21 protein-coding genes and 1 tRNA gene are annotated in these 18,606 nt (G+C 64.5%); 12 read left to right on the top strand and 10 right to left on the bottom strand.

What is annotated here, in order from left to right; translation table 11 throughout:
- Positions 1 to 5: 5 nt before the first annotated feature.
- The 8 genes from LCL94_RS03920 (at position 6) to LCL94_RS03885 (ending at position 10,315) form a co-directional block, all read left to right on the top strand.
- Positions 6 to 305, top strand: coding sequence for a TrbC/VirB2 family protein (locus LCL94_RS03920; RefSeq protein ID WP_224831070.1), 300 nt, complete (start codon positions 6 to 8; stop codon positions 303 to 305).
- Between the two features lies 1 nt (position 306).
- Positions 307 to 591 carry a type IV secretion system protein VirB3 gene (locus LCL94_RS03915; RefSeq protein WP_224831069.1) on the top strand — a complete coding sequence of 95 codons (285 nt, stop codon included), beginning with the start codon at positions 307 to 309 and terminating at the stop codon, positions 589 to 591.
- The gene (locus tag LCL94_RS03910; protein WP_224831068.1) at positions 581 to 3,016 is read left to right on the top strand and encodes a VirB4 family type IV secretion/conjugal transfer ATPase; all 2,436 of its coding nucleotides are present in this window, start codon (positions 581 to 583) and stop codon (positions 3,014 to 3,016) included. Before LCL94_RS03915 ends, LCL94_RS03910 begins: the two co-directional genes overlap by 11 nt.
- A complete protein-coding gene (locus tag LCL94_RS03905) occupies positions 3,013 to 4,185 on the top strand; it encodes a type IV secretion system protein (RefSeq protein WP_224831067.1) in 1,173 nt (390 codons plus the stop codon). Before LCL94_RS03910 ends, LCL94_RS03905 begins: the two co-directional genes overlap by 4 nt.
- Positions 4,182 to 4,955: a TrbG/VirB9 family P-type conjugative transfer protein gene (locus LCL94_RS03900; protein ID WP_224831066.1), complete on the top strand. Its 774-nt coding sequence runs from the start codon at positions 4,182 to 4,184 to the stop codon at positions 4,953 to 4,955. The genes LCL94_RS03905 and LCL94_RS03900 overlap by 4 nt, the downstream gene beginning before the upstream one ends.
- Positions 4,955 to 6,088, top strand: coding sequence for a TrbI/VirB10 family protein (locus tag LCL94_RS03895; RefSeq protein ID WP_224831065.1), 1,134 nt, complete (start codon positions 4,955 to 4,957; stop codon positions 6,086 to 6,088). Before LCL94_RS03900 ends, LCL94_RS03895 begins: the two co-directional genes overlap by 1 nt.
- Before the next feature lie 15 nt (positions 6,089 to 6,103).
- Entirely contained in the window at positions 6,104 to 7,141 is a 1,038-nt protein-coding gene (gene virB11, locus LCL94_RS03890) for a P-type DNA transfer ATPase VirB11 (RefSeq protein ID WP_224831064.1), read from the top strand.
- A gap of 195 nt (positions 7,142 to 7,336) precedes the next feature.
- Positions 7,337 to 10,315, top strand: a complete 2,979-nt coding sequence (locus LCL94_RS03885; RefSeq protein WP_224831063.1) for a TonB-dependent receptor — start codon at positions 7,337 to 7,339, stop codon at positions 10,313 to 10,315.
- A gap of 51 nt (positions 10,316 to 10,366) precedes the next feature.
- Here LCL94_RS03885 and LCL94_RS03880 read toward each other — a convergent pair whose 3' ends face one another.
- A complete protein-coding gene (locus LCL94_RS03880) occupies positions 10,367 to 11,104 on the bottom strand; it encodes a queuosine precursor transporter (protein ID WP_224831062.1) in 738 nt (245 codons plus the stop codon).
- A gap of 60 nt (positions 11,105 to 11,164) precedes the next feature.
- Between LCL94_RS03880 and LCL94_RS03875 the strand changes: the two genes are divergently transcribed.
- Positions 11,165 to 11,241, top strand: a tRNA-Arg gene (locus tag LCL94_RS03875).
- A gap of 8 nt (positions 11,242 to 11,249) precedes the next feature.
- On the opposite strand, the gene LCL94_RS03870 is transcribed toward LCL94_RS03875, so the two are convergent.
- The 8 genes from LCL94_RS03870 to leuC form a co-directional block, all read right to left on the bottom strand.
- The gene (locus LCL94_RS03870; RefSeq protein ID WP_224831061.1) at positions 11,250 to 12,029 is read right to left on the bottom strand and encodes an NUDIX hydrolase; all 780 of its coding nucleotides are present in this window, start codon (positions 12,027 to 12,029) and stop codon (positions 11,250 to 11,252) included.
- A gap of 283 nt (positions 12,030 to 12,312) precedes the next feature.
- Entirely contained in the window at positions 12,313 to 12,645 is a 333-nt protein-coding gene (gene grxD / locus LCL94_RS03865; protein WP_222553844.1) for a Grx4 family monothiol glutaredoxin, read from the bottom strand.
- 40 nt (positions 12,646 to 12,685) lie between these two features.
- Positions 12,686 to 12,919 (bottom strand): BolA family protein, encoded by a 234-nt coding sequence (locus LCL94_RS03860; RefSeq protein ID WP_224831060.1) that lies wholly within the window; start codon positions 12,917 to 12,919, stop codon positions 12,686 to 12,688.
- Between the two features lie 4 nt (positions 12,920 to 12,923).
- Positions 12,924 to 13,250 carry a DUF1476 domain-containing protein gene (locus LCL94_RS03855; RefSeq protein ID WP_224831059.1) on the bottom strand — a complete coding sequence of 109 codons (327 nt, stop codon included), beginning with the start codon at positions 13,248 to 13,250 and terminating at the stop codon, positions 12,924 to 12,926.
- A gap of 76 nt (positions 13,251 to 13,326) precedes the next feature.
- Entirely contained in the window at positions 13,327 to 14,325 is a 999-nt protein-coding gene (locus LCL94_RS03850; RefSeq protein WP_224831058.1) for an NADPH:quinone oxidoreductase family protein, read from the bottom strand.
- A complete protein-coding gene (gene leuD / locus LCL94_RS03845) occupies positions 14,322 to 14,927 on the bottom strand; it encodes a 3-isopropylmalate dehydratase small subunit (RefSeq protein ID WP_160608012.1) in 606 nt (201 codons plus the stop codon). The genes LCL94_RS03850 and leuD overlap by 4 nt, the downstream gene beginning before the upstream one ends.
- Positions 14,927 to 15,085, bottom strand: a complete 159-nt coding sequence (locus LCL94_RS03840) for an isopropylmalate isomerase (RefSeq protein ID WP_160608011.1) — start codon at positions 15,083 to 15,085, stop codon at positions 14,927 to 14,929. Before LCL94_RS03840 ends, leuD begins: the two co-directional genes overlap by 1 nt.
- Before the next feature lie 40 nt (positions 15,086 to 15,125).
- On the bottom strand, positions 15,126 to 16,562 hold the full coding sequence (gene leuC, locus LCL94_RS03835; RefSeq protein ID WP_224831057.1) for a 3-isopropylmalate dehydratase large subunit: 1,437 nt from the start codon (positions 16,560 to 16,562) through the stop codon (positions 15,126 to 15,128).
- A gap of 93 nt (positions 16,563 to 16,655) precedes the next feature.
- Here leuC and LCL94_RS03830 point away from each other — a divergent pair, with 93 nt between their 5' ends.
- From LCL94_RS03830 to LCL94_RS03820, 3 genes are read left to right on the top strand one after another with little or no spacing between them, the layout of a single operon-like run.
- Positions 16,656 to 17,078, top strand: a complete 423-nt coding sequence (locus LCL94_RS03830; RefSeq protein ID WP_224831056.1) for an acyl-CoA thioesterase — start codon at positions 16,656 to 16,658, stop codon at positions 17,076 to 17,078.
- 39 nt (positions 17,079 to 17,117) lie between these two features.
- On the top strand, positions 17,118 to 17,888 hold the full coding sequence (locus LCL94_RS03825; RefSeq protein ID WP_224831055.1) for a fatty acid desaturase: 771 nt from the start codon (positions 17,118 to 17,120) through the stop codon (positions 17,886 to 17,888).
- On the top strand, positions 17,885 to 18,385 hold the full coding sequence (locus LCL94_RS03820; RefSeq protein WP_224831054.1) for a sterol desaturase family protein: 501 nt from the start codon (positions 17,885 to 17,887) through the stop codon (positions 18,383 to 18,385). Before LCL94_RS03825 ends, LCL94_RS03820 begins: the two co-directional genes overlap by 4 nt.
- A gap of 33 nt (positions 18,386 to 18,418) precedes the next feature.
- Here LCL94_RS03820 and LCL94_RS03815 read toward each other — a convergent pair whose 3' ends face one another.
- Positions 18,419 to 18,577 carry a YqaE/Pmp3 family membrane protein gene (locus LCL94_RS03815; RefSeq protein WP_160608000.1) on the bottom strand — a complete coding sequence of 53 codons (159 nt, stop codon included), beginning with the start codon at positions 18,575 to 18,577 and terminating at the stop codon, positions 18,419 to 18,421.
- Positions 18,578 to 18,606: the final 29 nt, after the last annotated feature.

The following is an 18,606-nucleotide window of genomic DNA, read 5'->3' as shown; positions in this document are numbered from 1 at the left end:
CCGACTTGAAATCGATCGTTACCCGCGCGGCCGCACTGGCCCTGCTTCTCAGCCCCACCGCCGCCATGGCGCAGGCTACCGATCCGGCCGGCTCCGGCCCGATCGTCAATGCGCTCGGCTGGCTGCAGGGCACGCTGCTCGGCAATGTCGCCACTGCTGTTGCCGTGATGGCCGTGGCCGCCGTCGGCTTCATGATGCTGACCGGCCGCCTCAACTGGCGTTTCGGAGCGACCGTCATCATCGGCGTCTTCATCCTGTTCGGTGCCGCATCGATCGTTGCCGGCATCCAGGGCGTCGCGGCCTGACATGACCGCGCTCGTCCGCCATCCCGTCCACAGAGCGCTCACCCGCCCGCAGATGTTCGCGGGAGTGACGTTCAACTATTTCATCATCAACGGGGTGGTGACGACCGAGGTTTTCCTCATCACCGGCAGTTTCTGGGCACTGTTCGCCGCGCTCGTCATGCACGGCGTCGGCTATGTCGCCTGCCTGCGCGAACCGCGCATTTTCGACCTGTGGATTACCAAGGTGTCGAAGTGCCCGCGCGTGCCGAATTACAAGCGCTGGGGGTGCAACAGCTATGCCGCGTGATCTCAAGTGGATCGGCCCGGCCTCGTGGAGCGCCAAGGAAGCCCGCGCGGGAGACCGCCTGCCCTATGCGCGCCTCGTGGACGAGAACACGCTGCTGCTGCGCGACGGCAGCGTGATGACCGCCATCCAGGTCCCCGGCCTCCTGTTCGAGACCGAGGACAGCGAGGCGCTGAACGCCCATGCCGCCACGCGCGAGGTCATGCTGCGCTCGACCCTCGATGCGCGGTTCGTCCTCTATCATCACGTGATCCGTCGCCGCGTAGCGGTGGAACTCGACGCCCAGTTCCCCGATCCGATCAGCCGACACATCGATGCGCGCTGGAAGGAGCGCCTCGGGTCCGGCCAGCTGTTCGTGAACGACCAGTTCATCACGCTCATCCGCCGCCCGGCACGCGGCAAGGCCGGCTGGGTCGAGAAGATTTCGAAGAAAGCCCGGCGCAACAAGGAAGGGCTCGAACCCGATCCGAAGGACCTGCGCTCGCTGCGCGCTGCCTCGCAGGGGCTGGTGGCTTCGCTGCAGGCCTATGGCGCTGTGCCGCTGGGCGAATATGTCGGTCCGCAGGGCAACGTGAACTCGGAACTGCTCGAACTGCTCTCGGCGCTCTACAACGGCGAGATGCGCCCGGTGCGGAAGCCTTCGGACGATGTCGATATCGGCCTGATGCTGCCCTATCGACGCGTCAGCTTTGGCCTCGATGCGATGGAACTGCGCGGGTCCGGTTCGCCCGATTTCGGTGCGATCCTGGGCCTCAAGGACTATCCTGAGGCTACCAGCCCGGGCCTTCTCGATGGCCTGCTGCGCCTGCCTTACGAGATGGTCGTATCGGAAAGCTACGCTCCGGCAGAACGCCAGACCGCGCGCGAGCGGATGGACCTTTCGATCCGCCGCCTCAAGTCCGCCGACGAAGAAGCGATGGCGGAACGGGTCGACATGATGGCCGCGCGCGACGCGCTGGGTAACGGCGCGGTCGGGTTCGGCGATCATCATCTGACTGTTATGGTGCGCGAACGCGACCTCGGCCGTCTCGACGATGCGACTGCAGCCTGCGCCGCCGCACTGGCAGACACCGGCGCGATCGCGGTGCGCGAGGATACCAATCTCGAACCGGCCTTCTGGGGCCAGTTCCCCGGAAACGAGGGTTATCTCGTGCGCCGCGCGCTGATTTCCAGCGCCAACATGGCGAGCTTTGGTTCGCTCCACGGTTTCGCGCTGGGCCAGGCGCAGGGCAATCACTGGGGCGATGCGGTCACTCTGCTGGAAACCACCAGCGCGACGCCCTTCTTCTTCAATTTCCATCATGGCGACCTCGGCAATTTCTCGGTCATCGGGCCGAGCGGCTCGGGCAAGACCGTGGTGATGAACTTCCTCGCCGCGCAGGCGCAGAAGTTCAGCCCCCGCACGATCCTGTTCGACAAGGATCGCGGCGCGGAACTGTTCGTGCGCGGCATTGGCGGGCGTTACGACAGCATCCGCAGCGGCGAGCCGACCGGCTTCAACCCGCTCGCGCTGCCCGATACGCCCGGCAACCGGGCCTTCCTGCGCGACTGGCTAGGTGTCCTGCTCAAGGCCGAAGGGCCGGAAGAGGATGCGACGATCGCCCATGCGGTCGATGCGGCCTATGCCAATGACGCTTCGCTGCGCCGACTGCGCCACTTCCGCGAACTGCTCTCCGGCAGCAAGCGCCCGCAGCCGGGCGACCTTGCGGACCGCCTGTCGGCCTGGATCGGAGAGGGCGAGAACGCCTGGCTGTTCGACAACCGGGAGGACAAGCTGGACCTCAGCGCACGCGTGCTGGGCTTCGACATGACCGCGCTGCTCGAAAACCCCAAGCTGCGCACGCCGACCATGATGTACCTCTTCCACCGGATCGAGGAGCGCCTTGACGGCAAGCCCACGATGATCCTCATCGACGAGGGCTGGAAGGCGCTCGATGACGAGGTTTTCGCCGCGCGTATCCGCGACTGGCTGAAGACGCTGCGCAAGCGCAACGCGCTGGTAGGCTTCGCCACCCAGTCGGCGCGTGATGCGCTGGAAAGCCGTATTTCAACCGCGCTGGTCGAACAGACGGCGACCATGGTGTTCATGCCCAACAGCCGCGCGCGGGCAGAGGATTATTGCGACGGCTTCGGGCTTACGAGCCACGAACTCGCGCTTATCCGCACGCTGCCGGCACACAGCCGCTGTTTCCTCGTGCGCCAGCCGGATGCCAGCGTTGTGGTTCGGCTCGACCTTTCCGGCGCGCCCGAAGTGCTGACGCTGCTGTCTGGCCGCGAAAGCTCGGTCCGCCGTCTCGACCTGCTGCGCGAGGCGATGGGCGATGCGCCTGCCGACTGGTTCCCGGCGCTTACCGGCAAGGCTTGGCCCGGCGGGGCGAACGATGTGCTGGATGACGATGACCTCAATCTCGGATTGGCTGCGGAATGACGAGCGCGACCTGCCAGCAGGCCGCCGAGCAGGTAGGCAACGGCGTCGCCGCCGCCCTGCGCGGCGTGGACTGCGTGGCGGGCGAGGCTTCGGCCATGGCCTTCGGACGCCTGTTCGCGCCCGGCGGCGCGCTCGGTACGACGCTGACCATCATCCTCACGCTCTATATCGCGATTTTCGGCTTCCTGCTGCTGACCGGCCGCACCAACCTGGGTGTGCGCAGCCTGGTGCCGCGCATGATGACGCTGGGACTGGTGCTGACTTTCGCCACCAGCTGGGTCGCCTACCAGAGCGTGGTGTGGAACCTCGCCATCGGCACGCCCGATTACTTCGCCGGAATTCTCACCGGCACACGTGGCTCGGCCACCGATACCTTCGCGCAGAAGATCGACGTGGTCTTCATGGCGATCCAGGAAGCGAGCGGGGGCAATTCCGACTTCTCCGCCTTCTCTCCAGACGGGATGATGTGGCTTGGCGCCATGCTGTTCATGCTCGGCACGGTGGGCCTGCTGGTCACGACCAAGATCGCGCTCGGCATCCTGATCGCGCTGGGGCCTGTCTTCGTAGTGATGGCGCTGTTCAACGGCACGCGCGGCCTCTTCACCGGCTGGATCAAGGGCGTGGTGATGTGTGCGCTGGCGCCGCTGTTCGCGGTGCTGGGCGGCTCGATCATGCTCGAACTTGCGGTTCCAATCCTCACTTCGCTCACCGCCAACCCCGGGTTCGTCCCGGCGCAGGCGGGCATGGCCTTCTTCATGATCGGCGCGGTCCATGTCGCGCTGATGGTGCTGGTGCTCAAGGTTGCCGGAGCCATGGTGGCGGGCTGGACCGTGTTCGGCCTCGCCAATAGCGGCGAGGAACGCGACAGCGTGCCGACTCCCGCCGCATCGCCCGTCTACCACCAGCAGCTTGCCGCAGCACAGGCCGCCACCCAGGCGAGCGAACAGGCACGCCGTATCGATGTCTCGGCTACCGCGACCGCTCCTGCCGCAAACGATGCAGGCGCATCTTCGGGCACCGTGCGCACCACCAAGGTCTATGCGACCGCTTCAGCCGCCGGTCAGCCGAAACCGGCCAGTGAAGGGCCCAGCCGGACGATGGGTATCGGCAGCCGCTTCAAGCCCGCGCCCGCGCGCGGTCCCGCTTCTTCGACGGAGAATTCACGATGAAACGCGCAGTGCTCCCCGCGCTCGCCCTGGCCCTGGCAGCGACGCCCGCATTTGCGGACTCGCGCCTCGTCGAGGTCACCTATGACGAGTTCAGCGTCGTCACCATTCCGGGCCGCGTGAACGTGCAGGCCAGCATCGTCTTCGGCGAGGACGAGGTGATCGAGAATGTCGCCATCGGCAATTCGACCATCTGGCAGGTCACGCCCAACAAGCGCGCTAATATCCTGTTCGTGAAACCGCTCGAGGCGCGCGCCACGACCAACCTCACCGTCGTCACCAGCAAGCGCACCTACCTGTTCGACCTTGTCGCCTCGCCGACGGCAAAGCCGCTGTATGTCCTGCGCTTCGATTATCCGGTCGACCCCGAGGAAGATTCCCGGAAAGCCCAGCTGGCGCAGTCCGCTGCCGAGCCGCAAGCGCCCGCGGATCCCTTCGCGGCGGTCGATCCGGCAGACCTCAACTTCGCGTGGAGCGGGGACGGCGATGCAGCCCTGCTGCCCGAGCGCGCGTTCGACGACGGACAGGCGGTGTTCCTCAGCTGGCCGACCGGCAAGGATGTGCCTGCCATTCTCGTGACCAACGCCAAGGGTGACGAGGGGCCGGTGAACTACACCGTTCGCGGCGAAACCATCGTCATCGACGGCGTGCCGCGCACGATCATCCTGCGAGCTGGCAAGGAAAGCGCCACGCTCGTCAACACCGGGCCCGAACGGGCGGCGACGCCTGCGCGCAACCCCGATGCGGCGCTGGCCCAGAAGGGGAATAACTGATGCGTCTCGCCATGCGCCTTCCCGAGAAAAAGCCCGGCAGCCCCGGAATCGCCAATGATGTCGACCCGCGCGACGAGGCCGATGCGGACGTCATCGACCTTGCACAACGTAACGCCTTCCCGGCAGTCGCCCGCCCGGGCGGCAAGTCCGATGCACTCGGCATGGTGGCCGGGATCGCCATCGTGGCCGGTCTTGGTGCAATCACGCTGTGGAGCATGAATTCGGCCCGCCTTCCCGCACCTGAAGGCGTGGGCAATCCGCAGGTCCAGGCTCCTGTCGCGGCTGCACCGGTCGAAGCGCCGGCAGCCGACGCGGCCATCGCGCCGCCCACGCCGCAGCAGCAGGCCGCCATGGCCGATCCTGCTCCTGCGCCGGTGCTCGCGGCCGCTCCTCAGACGATGCCCGGGCCCAACCCCTACAGCAATCCGACGGTGGTCTTCGATTCCGGCAGCGGCGTCGTAAGTGGTCCGGCAGCCGCTCTTGCAGAGGCCGCGAGCGAAGGCGCAGCCAGCGCCACGGGCAATTCCGCATCCGATTTCGCCAGCCGCGTGGGCGGGGTGGGCGGCGCGCCGGCCCAGGCCAAGGCCATGACCAACCCCTCGACCACGGTCACGCAGGGCACGCTCATTCCCGCGATCCTCGAAACCGCGATCGACACCAATGTACCGGGCTATGTCCGCGCGGTTGTCAGCCAGGACGTGCGCAGCTTCGACGGCACCAAGGTGCTCGTGCCGCGGTCCAGCCGCCTGATCGGCCAGTACCAGTCGGGCATGCAGAACGGCCAGAAGCGCGCCTATGTGATCTGGACGCGCCTGATCCGTCCGGACGGAGCTTCGGTGAACCTCGCCTCGCCCGCCATCGGCTTCGATGGCACGACCGGGCTGGAAGGCAAGGTGTCGGGCGCCGGTTTCTTCCAGCGTTTCGGTTCGGCTCTCCTCCTCTCGGTGGTCGGCGGGCTCGGCACTATCGCCAGCGGCGGTGCAGGCGGCGTGATCATCGGCGGCGCGGGCCAGTCGGCGGCGTCTACCGCAGCCCAGCAGGACGGCCAGCGCGGACCGACCGTGCGCGTGCGCATGGGCGAACCGATCCGCATTTTCACGGCGCGCGACCTCGATTTCTCGCGGGTGAGTTGAGGACAGGCTGGGGCGATGAGCGCCGATATCCATCCCTTTGCCCAGCAGGGCGCTGCTGACGAGGACGCGCCGGCAGTCGACCTGCATGGCGAACGCAGCGTCTATCTCGACGCCTACCTCAAGCCCTTCGCCGAATGGCTAGAGCGCGACACGGTAACGGAAATCCTGGTCAACCGGCCGGGCGAAGTCTGGATCGAGGACGCCTCGGCCGGCGGGATGCAGAAGCTCCGCCGCCCCGAAATCGACGACCGGCTGATCCAGCGCCTGGCCGAGCAGGTCGCCCGCGTCAGCCACCAAGGCATCAACCGCGAACACCCGCTGCTGGGTGCGACCCTGCCGGGCGGGGCGCGTGTCCAATTCTGTGGCCCGCCCGCTGCCCGCAAGCACTGGGCCATGGCGATCCGCCGCCATCGCCGGCTCGACCTGCCGCTCGATGCCTATGACACCGGCCCGCTTTCCCGGCCGGAGCGCGGTGCCATGCCCGACCCGCAGGCCGAGCCTGTCGCGTTCCTGCGCGAAGCGATCCGCCAGCGCCGCACCATCCTAGTCTCCGGCGGCACCAGCACGGGCAAGACGACTTTCCTCAACGCCATGCTGGGCGAAATCCCGCGCCACGAGCGCGTCGTGCTGGTGGAAGACACGCCGGAGCTCAAACTGCCGGGCGAAAACGGCGTCGGCCTGGTGGCGGTGAAAGGCGAACTCGGCGAAGCCAAGGTCACTTCCAACGAATTGCTCCAGGCGGCACTGCGCCTGCGACCAGACCGGATCGTGCTGGGCGAACTTCGCGGAGCCGAAAGCGTCAGCTTCCTTCGCGCGATCAACACCGGCCATCCGGGCAGCTTCTCGACCATCCACGCGAACAGCCTGCGCGGGGCGCTGGAGCAACTGGCGCTGATGGTGATGCAGACCGGCATCGGCCTCACGCGGCAGGATACGATTGCCTATGCCGCAAGCGTCATCGATGTGGTCGTGCAGCTGTCGCGCGACCCCGATGGGCGCCGCGGGATCGCTGAAATAGCAGAAAGTCGCAATTTGCTCGAAAATGGCCGGTAATCGCGGAAAACCGCGCTAACCCGCCATGCCGTAGCGTCAACGGCCCCCAGACTTTTTTCGCTATCGCAACATATCCATTGCAAAACGCTGTTGCAGCGCAACATTACTGCGCAATCCCTTGCCTGAATACGATTTCATGTTAGCTTTCTGTCCCTAGGCCGACATCAGAGCGGTCAGGGGAAGAGGAGAGGGAATATGAAGATCAGGGCAGGCCTCCTGGCCGGCATCTGTGCGGGCGCGCTCGCCGTTCCGGCCTATGCGCAGGATACCACCGGCGATTCCAGTGCATCCGGAGTTGCAGAAACCACCGACAATACCCGCGTCATCATCGTTACCGCACAGCGTCAGGCGCAGAGCCTGCAGGAAGTTCCGATCGCGGTCAGCGCCTTCGATGCCGAAGCGCTCGAAGCGCAGCAGATCGAAAATGCGAGCGACCTTCAGCTGACGCTGCCGAACGTCTCGTTCACCAAGTCGAACTTCACCAGCTCCAGCTTCACCATCCGCGGCATCGGCGACCTTTGCGTCGGCGTGACCTGCGATGCTGCAACGGCAATCCACGTCAACGGTTCGCCGCTGTTCGGCACGCGCCTGTTCGAGACCGAGTATTTCGATCTCGAGCGTATCGAAGTCCTTCGCGGCCCGCAGGGCACGCTGTTCGGTCGTAACGCGACGTCGGGCGTGGTCAACGTCGTGACGGCGAAGCCCGACCTGTCCGGCTTCGGCGCCGCTGCCGAATTCGAATACGGCAGCTTCGACAGCATGCGCGTCAAGGGCATGGTCAACATTCCCATCGGCGACACCGTCGGTGTGCGCGTGGCCGGCTATTATCTCGACCGCGACGGTTTCACGGAAAACCTCTACGACGGCTCGAATATCGACGGCCGCGAGATGTATGCGATCCGCGGCTCGCTGCGGTTCGAACCGACCGCAACCACTACTCTCGACCTCATGGGCTTCTATTTCCGTGAAGACGACGATCGCATGCGTATCCAGAAGCAGACCTGTCAGCGCGACCCCACGGGCGTGCTCGGCTGTCTTGCAGGGCGCCGCGATTTCGACAAGACCAACGCCAACTCGACGCTGGCATCGGTCCTGACCTCGGCCGAACTCTTCGCCATCCAGGGCCTGCCGACCGCGCTTGCATTGGGCAGCGTCTATGGACCTGACGGCTTTGCCAATTTCGACGAGCCGGATGACGTGCGCGTCGTAAGCACGCCGTTCACGCCGGAATATTACGCCGACGAACTCCAGATCCAGGCACACCTCGAGCAGGCCATCGGCGCGATGAACCTGTCACTGACCGGGATCTACCAGGAAACCACGGTCGACAGCCGTCAGGACTACAACCTCGGCGTCCAGAACCGTGCCGGTTACGCCGGTGCCCTGAACACGCTGGCGTTCTTCGCGGCTAACGGCATTCCCACGGGTGTTGCCTCGCCGGCGTTCATCCCGGGCTCCAGCGCCTACTTCGCTCCGATTGCAGCGGCGCTGATCCCCAATGGGCCGAACGGCGTGCTGTGTACTTCGGACAACCTCACAGAGAACCAGGGCGTTTTCGAAGGCCAGTCGGTCTGTTCGGACGCCCCGCTGGCATTCGACCGTTCCTACCAGGAACAGACCTCGTGGTCGGGCGAAGCCATCCTGTCGAGCGACTTCGACGGGCCGTTCAACTTCCTCGTCGGCGGCATCTATGCCGAATCCAAGGTGGGCGAGGACAGCTATTACGTGAACGCCTTCGGCCTCGATTACGCAACGGCCATGCTCGGGACATTCTCGTCCTTCGCGAACGGTTTGTCTCCGTCCTACCTCGCGACGTCGATGTACCGGAACAACACGACCGACTTCAAACTGCAGAGCTTCGGCATCTTCGGTGAAATCTACTTCGACATCACCGATCGCCTGAAGTTCACTGGCGGCCTGCGCTACAATGACGACAAGAAGACCGTTGAAGCGCGCACCACGCTTGCCAGCTTCCTCAACCCCTTCAGCAACGATGGCGATCCTTTCGATTCGCCGTTCGCTGCAGGTTACGATGCCGATCCGGGGACCCCGGGTCCGCAACCGTTCCAGGTGCGTGAGGTGTCGTTCAGCGAGGTGACGGGTCGTGCGGTGCTCGATTACGAAATCACGCCCGACAACACGCTCTATGTGTCCTATTCGCGCGGCTACAAGTCGGGTGGTATCAACCCGCCGCTGTCGCCGATCTTCGCTGTCCCGGAAAGCTTCGGTCCGGAATCGATCAACGCGTTCGAAATCGGTTCGAAGAACACCTTCCTCGACGGTGCGGCACAGGTGAACCTGACCGGCTTCTACTACGACTACGGCGGGCTGCAGCTCAGCCGCATCGTGGCACGTACCTCGGTCAACGACACGATCGATGCCAAGATCTGGGGTCTGGAACTTGAAACCGTCCTGGCGCCGAGCCGGAACTGGCTCATCAACATGAACCTCAGCTACCTCAATGCCGAGGTTGCGGGCGACCAGTTCTTCGCCAACCCGCGCGATTGGGGCGGCGGCGATCCCGATGCCGTCATTATGAAGGACCTGGGCAATGGTTCGCACTGTGCGCTGACCGGTGCAGGGGCCGATGGCCTGGTGAACTTCCTGAACCCCTATTTCGGGCTTCAGGGCACCAGCGAATTCCCGGCCGATGGCGGTATTGCCTCGTCGGGTGCATTCGGCATCTGCTCGATCTACGAAGCTGCGACCAACGGAGCGATTGGCCTGGTGAACCCGGCCCTTGCTCCGCTGCAGCCCTTCATCGACGCCTTCGGCCCGGTTTCGGTGCTGAACTCCGGGGTGCTGGTCAACCTGAAGGGCAACAAGCTCCCGCAGGCGCCGGAATACAAGGCGTCGCTGGGCGTGCAGTACACGGCGGAATTCGCCAGCGGCATGACGCTGGTGCCCCGCTTCGACCTTTCGCTGACCGGCGAACAGTACGGCAACGTGTTCAACGGCAACGTGAACCGGATCGAACCCTTCGTTCAGGCGAATGCGCAGATCCAGCTCAACTCGGCCGACGAGCGCTGGTACGTCCGGGCATTCGTCCAGAACATCTTCGATTCGGACTCGGTCACGGGCCTTTACCTGACCGATGCCTCGTCGGGTAACTTCACCAATATCTTCACGCTCGACCCGCGCCGTTACGGCGTCGCGATCGGTGCGAAGTTCTAAATAACCCTGTCAAAGGGAGGGGGAAGGGGCGGCCTGGTGCCGCCCCTTTTTTCATGCGCGGTTGCTACTAGTCGCAAAGGGCGAGAAGTCGGTGTCCGTATCGAACACCTCGGTGCCCTCGGCGCGCTTGAGCGAATTGATGACCAGATAGGTCACCGGTGTCAGGATCGCTTCCCACGCGGTTTTGATCAGCCACTGGGACAGGACGACCTGCCACAGCAGCTCGGGCGGCCAGCCGGCAAGGCCCCAGAAAGCCAGCGGATAGAAGATCAGGCTGTCGAGCCCCTGGCCCACAACGGTCGAGCCGATGGTGCGCATCCACAAATGGCGGCCCTGCGTCCACACTTTCATCTTCGCAAGGACGAAGCTGTTGGCGAACTCGCCCGCCCAGAAGGCAACCATGGACGCCAGCACGATGCGCCAGCTGTTGCCGAAGACGAATTCGTAGGCTTCCTGCCCCGGCCAGCCCTCTGCCGGTGGGAGTTGCACCACCACCCAGGCCATGAAGGCCATGAACAGCAGCGCGGCAAAACCGGTCCAGATCACGCGCCGCGCGCGGGCATATCCATATACCTCGGTCAGTACGTCGCCGATGATGTAGCTGACTGGAAAGAACAGCACGCCCGCCCCGAAGGACCACTCGCCAAGGCCCGGCAGGGTGACGTAACTGGGCTTGGATGCACCGATCAGGTTCGACAGCAGGAGGATGGTGACGAAAGCCGCCATCACCAGGTCGTAATAGCGAAACTGCGGCGCCTGCGCCGGGGCGGGGTGGTCCTGCTTTTCCATAGCGCGCTGACTATCGCCGATTGGCGCAATCGCAAAGCCGCGTTATGGCTCGCCCCGCGCGCGCCCGTAGCTCATCTGGATAGAGCGCGAGACTTCTAATCTTGAGGCAGCAGGTTCGAGTCCTGCCGGGCGCGCCAGCCTTGCCTCAGCCCCGCATCGCGCTGGTCAGCTGTTCCCGGGTCACCGGATAGCCGAGATCGTCGGGAATGGTGAGGAACGAACCGTCCGGTTCCTCGACGATTTCCGGCGTGATGGTCCTGACCGGCGTCGCGCGGGCATGGTCGCGCGCTTCGTCGAAGGATGCGAACTGCGCGAGGCGTTCGAGGTTGCGGCGGGTGGGGAAGATAAGCGAGATCTCGCCTGTATCGGCCATGGCCAGCGCTTCCCTCGCGCTCACCCAGAACAGGCGGGTGTTTTCCGTTTCGTCGACCTCGATTTCCACCGCTCCTGTACCAAGGTCGGCAAGGTAGAACATGGTGTCGAAGATCCGGTTGTGCGCGAGGCCGAGGGGAAGCCAGCGGGCAAAAGGCGTCAGCGCATCGAGGTCGAGCGCGAGGTCGAAGCTGGCAAGCACGGGCGCCAGTTCGCCGCGCTCGAGCAGCATGGCGCGCGCTTCGGCTGCGCGGCCTGCATCCATGTCGCCCGTAAGCCCGAGCGCGAGCCCCGTTTCCTCCAGGGTTTCGCGGATCGCGGCGATGCGGTGGGCGACCTCGTCCTCGCGATCATGCGATGCAAGCGTGCGCGCCAATGCGCGGTCCTGCGGGTCGACGCGCCCGCCGGGGAATACGGCCATGCCGCCGGCAAAGCTCATGTTGCGTGACCGGACGGTCATGAGGATCTGCGGGTCGGGTCCGGTGCGGCCCCTGCGGAAGATGACCAGCGTTGCGGCCGGAATCGGTTCGACAGTCTGGTCAGGTGCGCTCATCGGGAGATGTTGTGCCGCGCGGCTGGCAGCTTGCCAAGCGCCTCTTTCCCGGCCGTGTCGGGAAAATTTACAGAACGATCAGAGTGAATCCGGGTGTTAACCATCGTGAGCGGCCTAGACCGCCGCATTCGCGGCTTTGGCACGGGGTCTGCATCATGTCTGTCAGAACGTTTGGTCTTCACGAGACGGACCACCCTGGTCTCCCGGTGCGTCTCGAACCAAATAAAAGGCCCGCCAGGACGTCCCCCCGGCGGGCCTTACCCGTTTCAGGATCGGAAGAAAGTCAGCCTTCGGCTTTGGCGACCTGCTTTTCTTCCATCATCTGCTGCAGTTCGCCGGCTTCGAACATTTCCATCATGATGTCGCTGCCGCCGACGAATTCGCCCTTCACATAGAGCTGGGGGATGGTCGGCCAGTCGGAAAAGCTCTTGATGCCCTGGCGGATTTCCATGTCCTGCAGGACGTCGACGCTTTCATAAGCCACGCCGCAGTGGTCGAGGATGGCGACCGCGCGGTTGGAAAAGCCGCACTGCGGGAAAAGCGGCGTGCCCTTCATGAAGAGGACCACGTCGTTGCTGCCGACCAGATCGGCGATGCGCGAATTTACATCGGACATGATTGCCCTGCCTTTGTCTGAAATGAATCTTGCTGAAGCGTCAGTTGGGAACTTGGGTCGTCAGTTGCAAGGCGTGGAGTTCCCCGCCCATCCTGCCGCCCAGTGCATCGTAGACCAGCTTGTGCTGGGCGACGCGGGTCTTGCCGACGAACTGGGGGGCGATGACCTTCGCCGCCCAGTGATCATTGTCGCCGGCAAGGTCGCGCATCTCGACGACGGCGCCGGGCAGCGCTTCCTCGATCAGCGCGACGATGTCCTCGGACGTCATCGGCATAGGATTACTTCTGGTCGCTCATGAACTGGCGGCGTGCCTCGACGGCGCATTCCTCGACCTTGGAGCGGATATCGGCTTCGCTGATATCGCATTCCGCGGCAGTCAGGTCGCCGAGCAGCTTGCGGATCACGTCCTCGTCACCCGCTTCCTCGAAGTCTGCCTGCACGACGGCCTTCTTGTAGGCGTCGGTCTCTTCCTCGGTCAGGTTCATCAGGCCCGCAGCCCATTCGCCCAGCAGGCGATTGCGGCGCGCCGCGATCTTGAATTCGGTTTCCTGGTCGAATGCGAACTTGGTTTCCTCGCCGCGTTCGCGATCCTTGAAGTCGGTCATGTCTATCCCCTTGGAAGAAGTTGCCTTGCCGAATAGGGCCGCCGCCGCCGAGCGGCAAGGCCCCCGGCAGGCAAAATCAGTCCATCGTCACCACGAGCTTGCCGATCGCGCCGCGGTTTTCGAGCTTTGCGATGGCTTCGTGGGCCCGGTCGATCGGATAGGTTTCGCTGACCAACGGGTTGATCTTGCCGGCCTTCCAGAGGTCGAACAGCTCGGCGATATTGGCGTTGTTGCGCTTGGGCTCGCGGGCAGTGAATGCGCCCCAGAACACGCCGCGAATGTCGCAGCTCTTCAGCAGGGTGAGATTGAGCGGCATCTTGGCGATCCCTGCGGGGAAACCGATGACGAGGAAGCGGCCTTCCCACGCGATGGAGCGCAGTGCCGGTTCGGAATAGTCGCCGCCGACGATGTCGTAGACGATGTCCGCGCCGTTCGGCCCGACCGCATCCTTGAATGCCTGCGCCAACGCCTTGGACTGGTCCTTGTCGAACGGTGCGCGCGGATAGATGACGACTTCGTCTGCGCCCGCTTTCCGGGCGACCTCGCCTTTCTCTTCGGTCGAAACAGCGGCGACCACGCGGCAGCCATAGGCCTTGGCCAGTTCGACGGCAGAGAGGCCGACGCCGCCGGCAGCGCCGAGGACGAGGACGGTTTCGCCTTCCTTGATGTCGCCGCGGTCTTTCAGGCCGTGGATGGTCGTCCCGTAAGTCATCAGCAGTGCCGATGCCTGCACGAGGTCGATGCCCTCGGGCACGCGGAACAAGCGGGCGGCGGATACCGCGACCTTTTCCTGCAGGCCGCCATTGCCGACACCGCAGATCACCCGGTCACCGACGGCAAAGCCTTCGACGCCTTCACCCAGCGCCTCGACCGTGCCCGAAATCTCGCCGCCCGGGCTGAACGGGCGGGGCGGCTTGAACTGGTACATGTCGCGGATGATCAGCGTGTCGGGGAAATTGATCGCACAGGCGGCGACCTTGATCAGCACCTCGCCCGCGCCGGGCGCGGGTTCGGCAATGTCCTCTACGACAAGGGTTTCGGGGCCGCCGACCTCTTTCGACAGGACTGCTTTCATGCTGCATCTCTCCTCTGCGGCGCGTCGAGCCAGGGCAGGTCCGCCGCGCGCTTTCTCTCGTGATTTTCGATGGCATCGACGCTTTCGAGCGTGAGGCCGATTTCGTCCAGCCCTTCGAGCAGGCAGTGCTTGCGGAACGGGTCCACTTCGAATTCGAAGCGGTCTTGGAAAGGCGTGGTGACGGTCTGGGTTTCAAGGTCGACCGTGATCGGGTGATCCTTGGCCACTTCGAGCAGGCGATCGACCTGTTCGGGCGGCAGGACAACGGTCAGGATGCCATTCTTGAAGGCATTGCCCGAGAAGATGTCCGAAAAGCTCGGCGCGATAACCGCGCGGATGCCAAGGTCGAGCATTGCCCAAGCGGCATGTTCGCGGCTGGACCCGCAACCGAAATTGTCACCAGCGATCAGGATCGGGGCACCGGCGAAATCCTCGACATCGAAGGGATTGCCGGGTGCTTGGCGGATCGTTTCGAACGCGCCCTTTCCGAGGCCCTCGCGGCTCACCGTCTTCAGCCAGTGCGCGGGAATGATGACGTCGGTGTCGACATTCTTGAGCCCCAGCGGGATCGCCCGGCCTGCAATGGTCGACACCTTGTCCATCAGTCTGTCTCCGGTTTCTCGCCCGAAGGGATCGGTCCGGGCTGCTTGGGCTGGTTTTTCTTTTCGCGGCGCTTGTTCGCATAGAGCAGCGCTGCGGCGATTGCGGCCGAACCGATCGCACCGGCGATGGCGGCCTTGCCTTTGGGTAGCTTGGTCATGCTGCCCTCATGGGATGGCGAGCGGTGAAGGGCAAGAGGGTTACGAGCCGATCAGCTTGCGAACGTCGGTCAGCCGCCCCGTTACCGCAGCAGCGGCAGCCATGGCGGGGCTCATCAGGTGGGTGCGTGCACCGGGGCCCTGCCGGCCGACGAAATTGCGGTTGCTGGTCGAGGCACAGCGTTCACCCGGGGGGACCTTGTCGGGGTTCATCGCGAGGCAGGCGGAACAACCCGGCTCGCGCCATTCGAAGCCCGCTTCGGTGAAGATCCGGTCGAGCCCTTCTTCCTCCGCCTGCCGCTTGACGAGGCCGGAGCCGGGCACGGCGATCGCCCAGCGTACGCCCGGCGCCTTCCGGCGGCCTTTCAGCACCTCCGCCGCGGCCCGCAGGTCTTCGATCCGGCTGTTGGTGCACGAACCGATGAAGACATTCTCGATGGCGACCTCTTCCAGCGGCACGCCGGGTTCGAGTCCCATGTAATCGAGGCTCTTGCGGGCAGCCTGTTGCTTGGACGGGTCGGAGAAGCTTTCGGGTGCCGGCACCGTGCCGCCGATCGGCACGACGTCTTCGGGGCTCGTGCCCCAGCTCACGGTCGGTTCGATATCGGCGGCGTCGATCACGACGGTCTTGTCGAACTGCGCGCCTTCGTCCGTGGCGAGCGAGCGCCACCATTCGACCGCGCGGTCCCAGTCGGCGCCCTGCGGTGCGTATTTGCGTCCTGCCAGATAGGCGAAGACCTTGTCGTCGGGCGCGATCAGGCCGGCGCGCGCGCCGCCTTCTATGCTCATGTTGCACACGGTCAGTCGTCCCTCGACGCTCATGCGTTCGAACACATCGCCGCGGTATTCGATCACGTGGCCGGTGCCGCCGGCGGTCCCGATGACCCCGATGATGTGAAGGATGAGGTCCTTCGGCGTCACGCCGGGGCCGAGTTCGCCCTCTACGCGGATTTCCATGGTCTTGCTCTGGCGCAAGAGCAGCGTCTGCGTCGCAAGGACATGCTCGACTTCGCTCGTGCCGATGCCGAAGGCCAGCGCGCCGATCCCGCCATGGGCGGCCGTATGGCTGTCACCGCAGACGATGGTCGTGCCGGGCAGCGAGAAGCCCTGTTCGGGGCCGACAACGTGGACGATGCCCTGCTCGGGCGCGGCGGCGTCGATGTAGTCGATCCCGAAAGCCGGCGCATTCGCTTCGAGTGCGGCGAGCTGTGCGGCGCTCTGCGGATCGGCGATTGGCAGTCGGTTGCCCGCTGCATCGAGACGCGCGGTCGTTGGCAAGTTGTGGTCCGGCACGGCCAGCGTGAGGTCGGGGCGGCGGACCGTGCGGCCCGAAACCTGCAGCGCCTCGAAGGCTTGCGGACTGGTGACCTCGTGAACGAGATGCCGGTCGATATAGAGCAGGCAGGTGCCATCGTCGCTACGTTCGACGACGTGGGCATCCCAGATCTTTTCGTAGAGTGTGCGCGGTTTGCTGGCCATGTCGGGGCAAGATGTGCGGCACGATTGTCACGCGCGCAAAAAGGCAATTCCAGAGTCTTCCAAACTTAACCTTTCTCTGCTTTACTGACACTCATGTCAGCAAAGCCATTCGCCTTCCCGATCAAGGTCATCCCCACGGACATCGACTTCATGGGTCACGTCAACAACGCCCGCTACCTGAACTGGGTGCAGGACGTCGTGCTCGCGCATTGGCAGAAGCTGGCACCGGCAGAAGAGGTGGCGAGCAAGGCGTGGGTCGCACTCAAGCACGAGATTACCTATCGCAAGCCCGCATTCCTCGATGACGAGGTGATCGCCGAAACCGTGCTCGAAAAGATCAAGGGCGCGCGCAGCTTCTACAACACGGTCATTCGCCGCGGCGAAGACGTCCTGGCCGAAGTGAAGAGCATGTGGTGCTGCCTCGACAGCGAAACCCACCGGCCGGCGCGTATCAGCAGCGAAGTGGCGGAAAAATTCTTCGGCCTCACCTCTGCACGCAGGGCTCGCGCAGAATAGCGTTTTGCACTGGCCCTCAGCGGCCACTATATCCGCGACATGGCAAGCGCTCAGCAAATCCGGCTTTCGGCAGCCCCGCGCAGCGGGCAGGCCGCCATCGGCCTGGCCCTTGCGCTCGGCATCGTGGCAAGCTGGCTGGCGATCCACGCCTACGCCATGTTCGTGTTCGAGCTCACCTGGACGAGCCTGCCTGTCGCACTCCTGATGGCGGTGGTGCAATGTTGGCTTTCCGTCGGCCTCTTCATCGTCAGCCATGACGCGATGCACGGCTCGCTCGTGCCGGGGCACAGGCGTCTCAACGGGGCGATCGGCGGCAGCCTGCTGTTCCTGTACGCAGGTTTCGGCTGGACCCGGATGCGCGATGCCCATTTCGACCATCACAAGGCCCCGGGGACCGAACGAGATCCCGACTTCAGCGCCGACCACCCGACCAGCTTCTGGCCGTGGTACGCCACCTTCCTAAGGCGCTATTTCGGCTGGCGGTCGATCCTGTTCGTCAGCACCGTGGTGACCGTTTACTGGGTGGTGCTGGGCATTCCGGTCGAGAAGATCGTCCTGCTCTACGGCGCACCGGCCATCGCGTCCTCCATGCAGCTGTTCTACTTCGGCACCTTCCGCCCGCATCGCCATGACGGGGCTGGGTTTGCCGATGAACACAATGCCCGCAGCGACGGTTTCGGCGTGCTCGCCTCGCTCGCCAGCTGCTTTCATTTCGGCTATCATCACGAACATCACCGCGCCCCGCACGTCCCCTGGTGGGGCTTGCCCCGGGCGCGCCGCGCGATGTCGCAAACAGAGTTGAACGCATGAGCCTGCCTGCCATTCTCCTGACCGTGTTTCTGTCGATTGTCGGCATGGAACTGTTCGCCTGGTGGGCGCACAAATACATCATGCACGGCTGGGGCTGGGGCTGGCACCGCGACCACCACGAGCCGCACGACAATACGTTCGAGAAGAACGACCTCTACGCCTTGACTTTCGGCACGATCGTCTTCGCGATGTTCGCCATCGGCTATGTCGTGTCGGACCTGCTGTGGTGGATTGCCTTCGGCATCACCTGCTACGGCGTCATCTACACGCTGGTGCACGACGGGCTCGTCCACCAGCGCTATTTCCGCTGGGTCCCGAAGAAGGGCTACGCCAAGCGGCTGGTACAGGCGCACAAGCTGCACCACGCGACCATCGGCAAGGAAGGCGGCGTCAGTTTCGGCTTCGTCTTCGCGCGCGATCCGGCCAGGCTGAAGGCGGAGCTCAAGGCCCAGAAGGAAGCTGGTATCGCGGTCGTACGCGAAAGCGCCGGAGCCTGAGGCCCCGGCGCTCCCCTTAAGTCCTGATCGCTATCAGCGGGCGTAGTTCACGTAGAGACCGTGAATGAGGCCCGGAATGAAGCCCAGCAGCGTCAGCACCAGATTGAGCAGCGTCGTCCCGCCGAGGCCGTGCTTGGCTGCCACGCCGAGCGGGGGAAGCAGGATCGTCGCGATGAGAATCAGAATTGCCATTGAGGGTGTTCCTTTCAGTCGACCCTCCC

Origin of the sequence: Qipengyuania gaetbuli (genome assembly GCF_020171365.1) — a bacterium.
Lineage (GTDB): Bacteria > Pseudomonadota > Alphaproteobacteria > Sphingomonadales > Sphingomonadaceae > Qipengyuania > Qipengyuania gaetbuli_B.
This window is presented reverse-complemented; position numbering and strand designations above follow the sequence as displayed.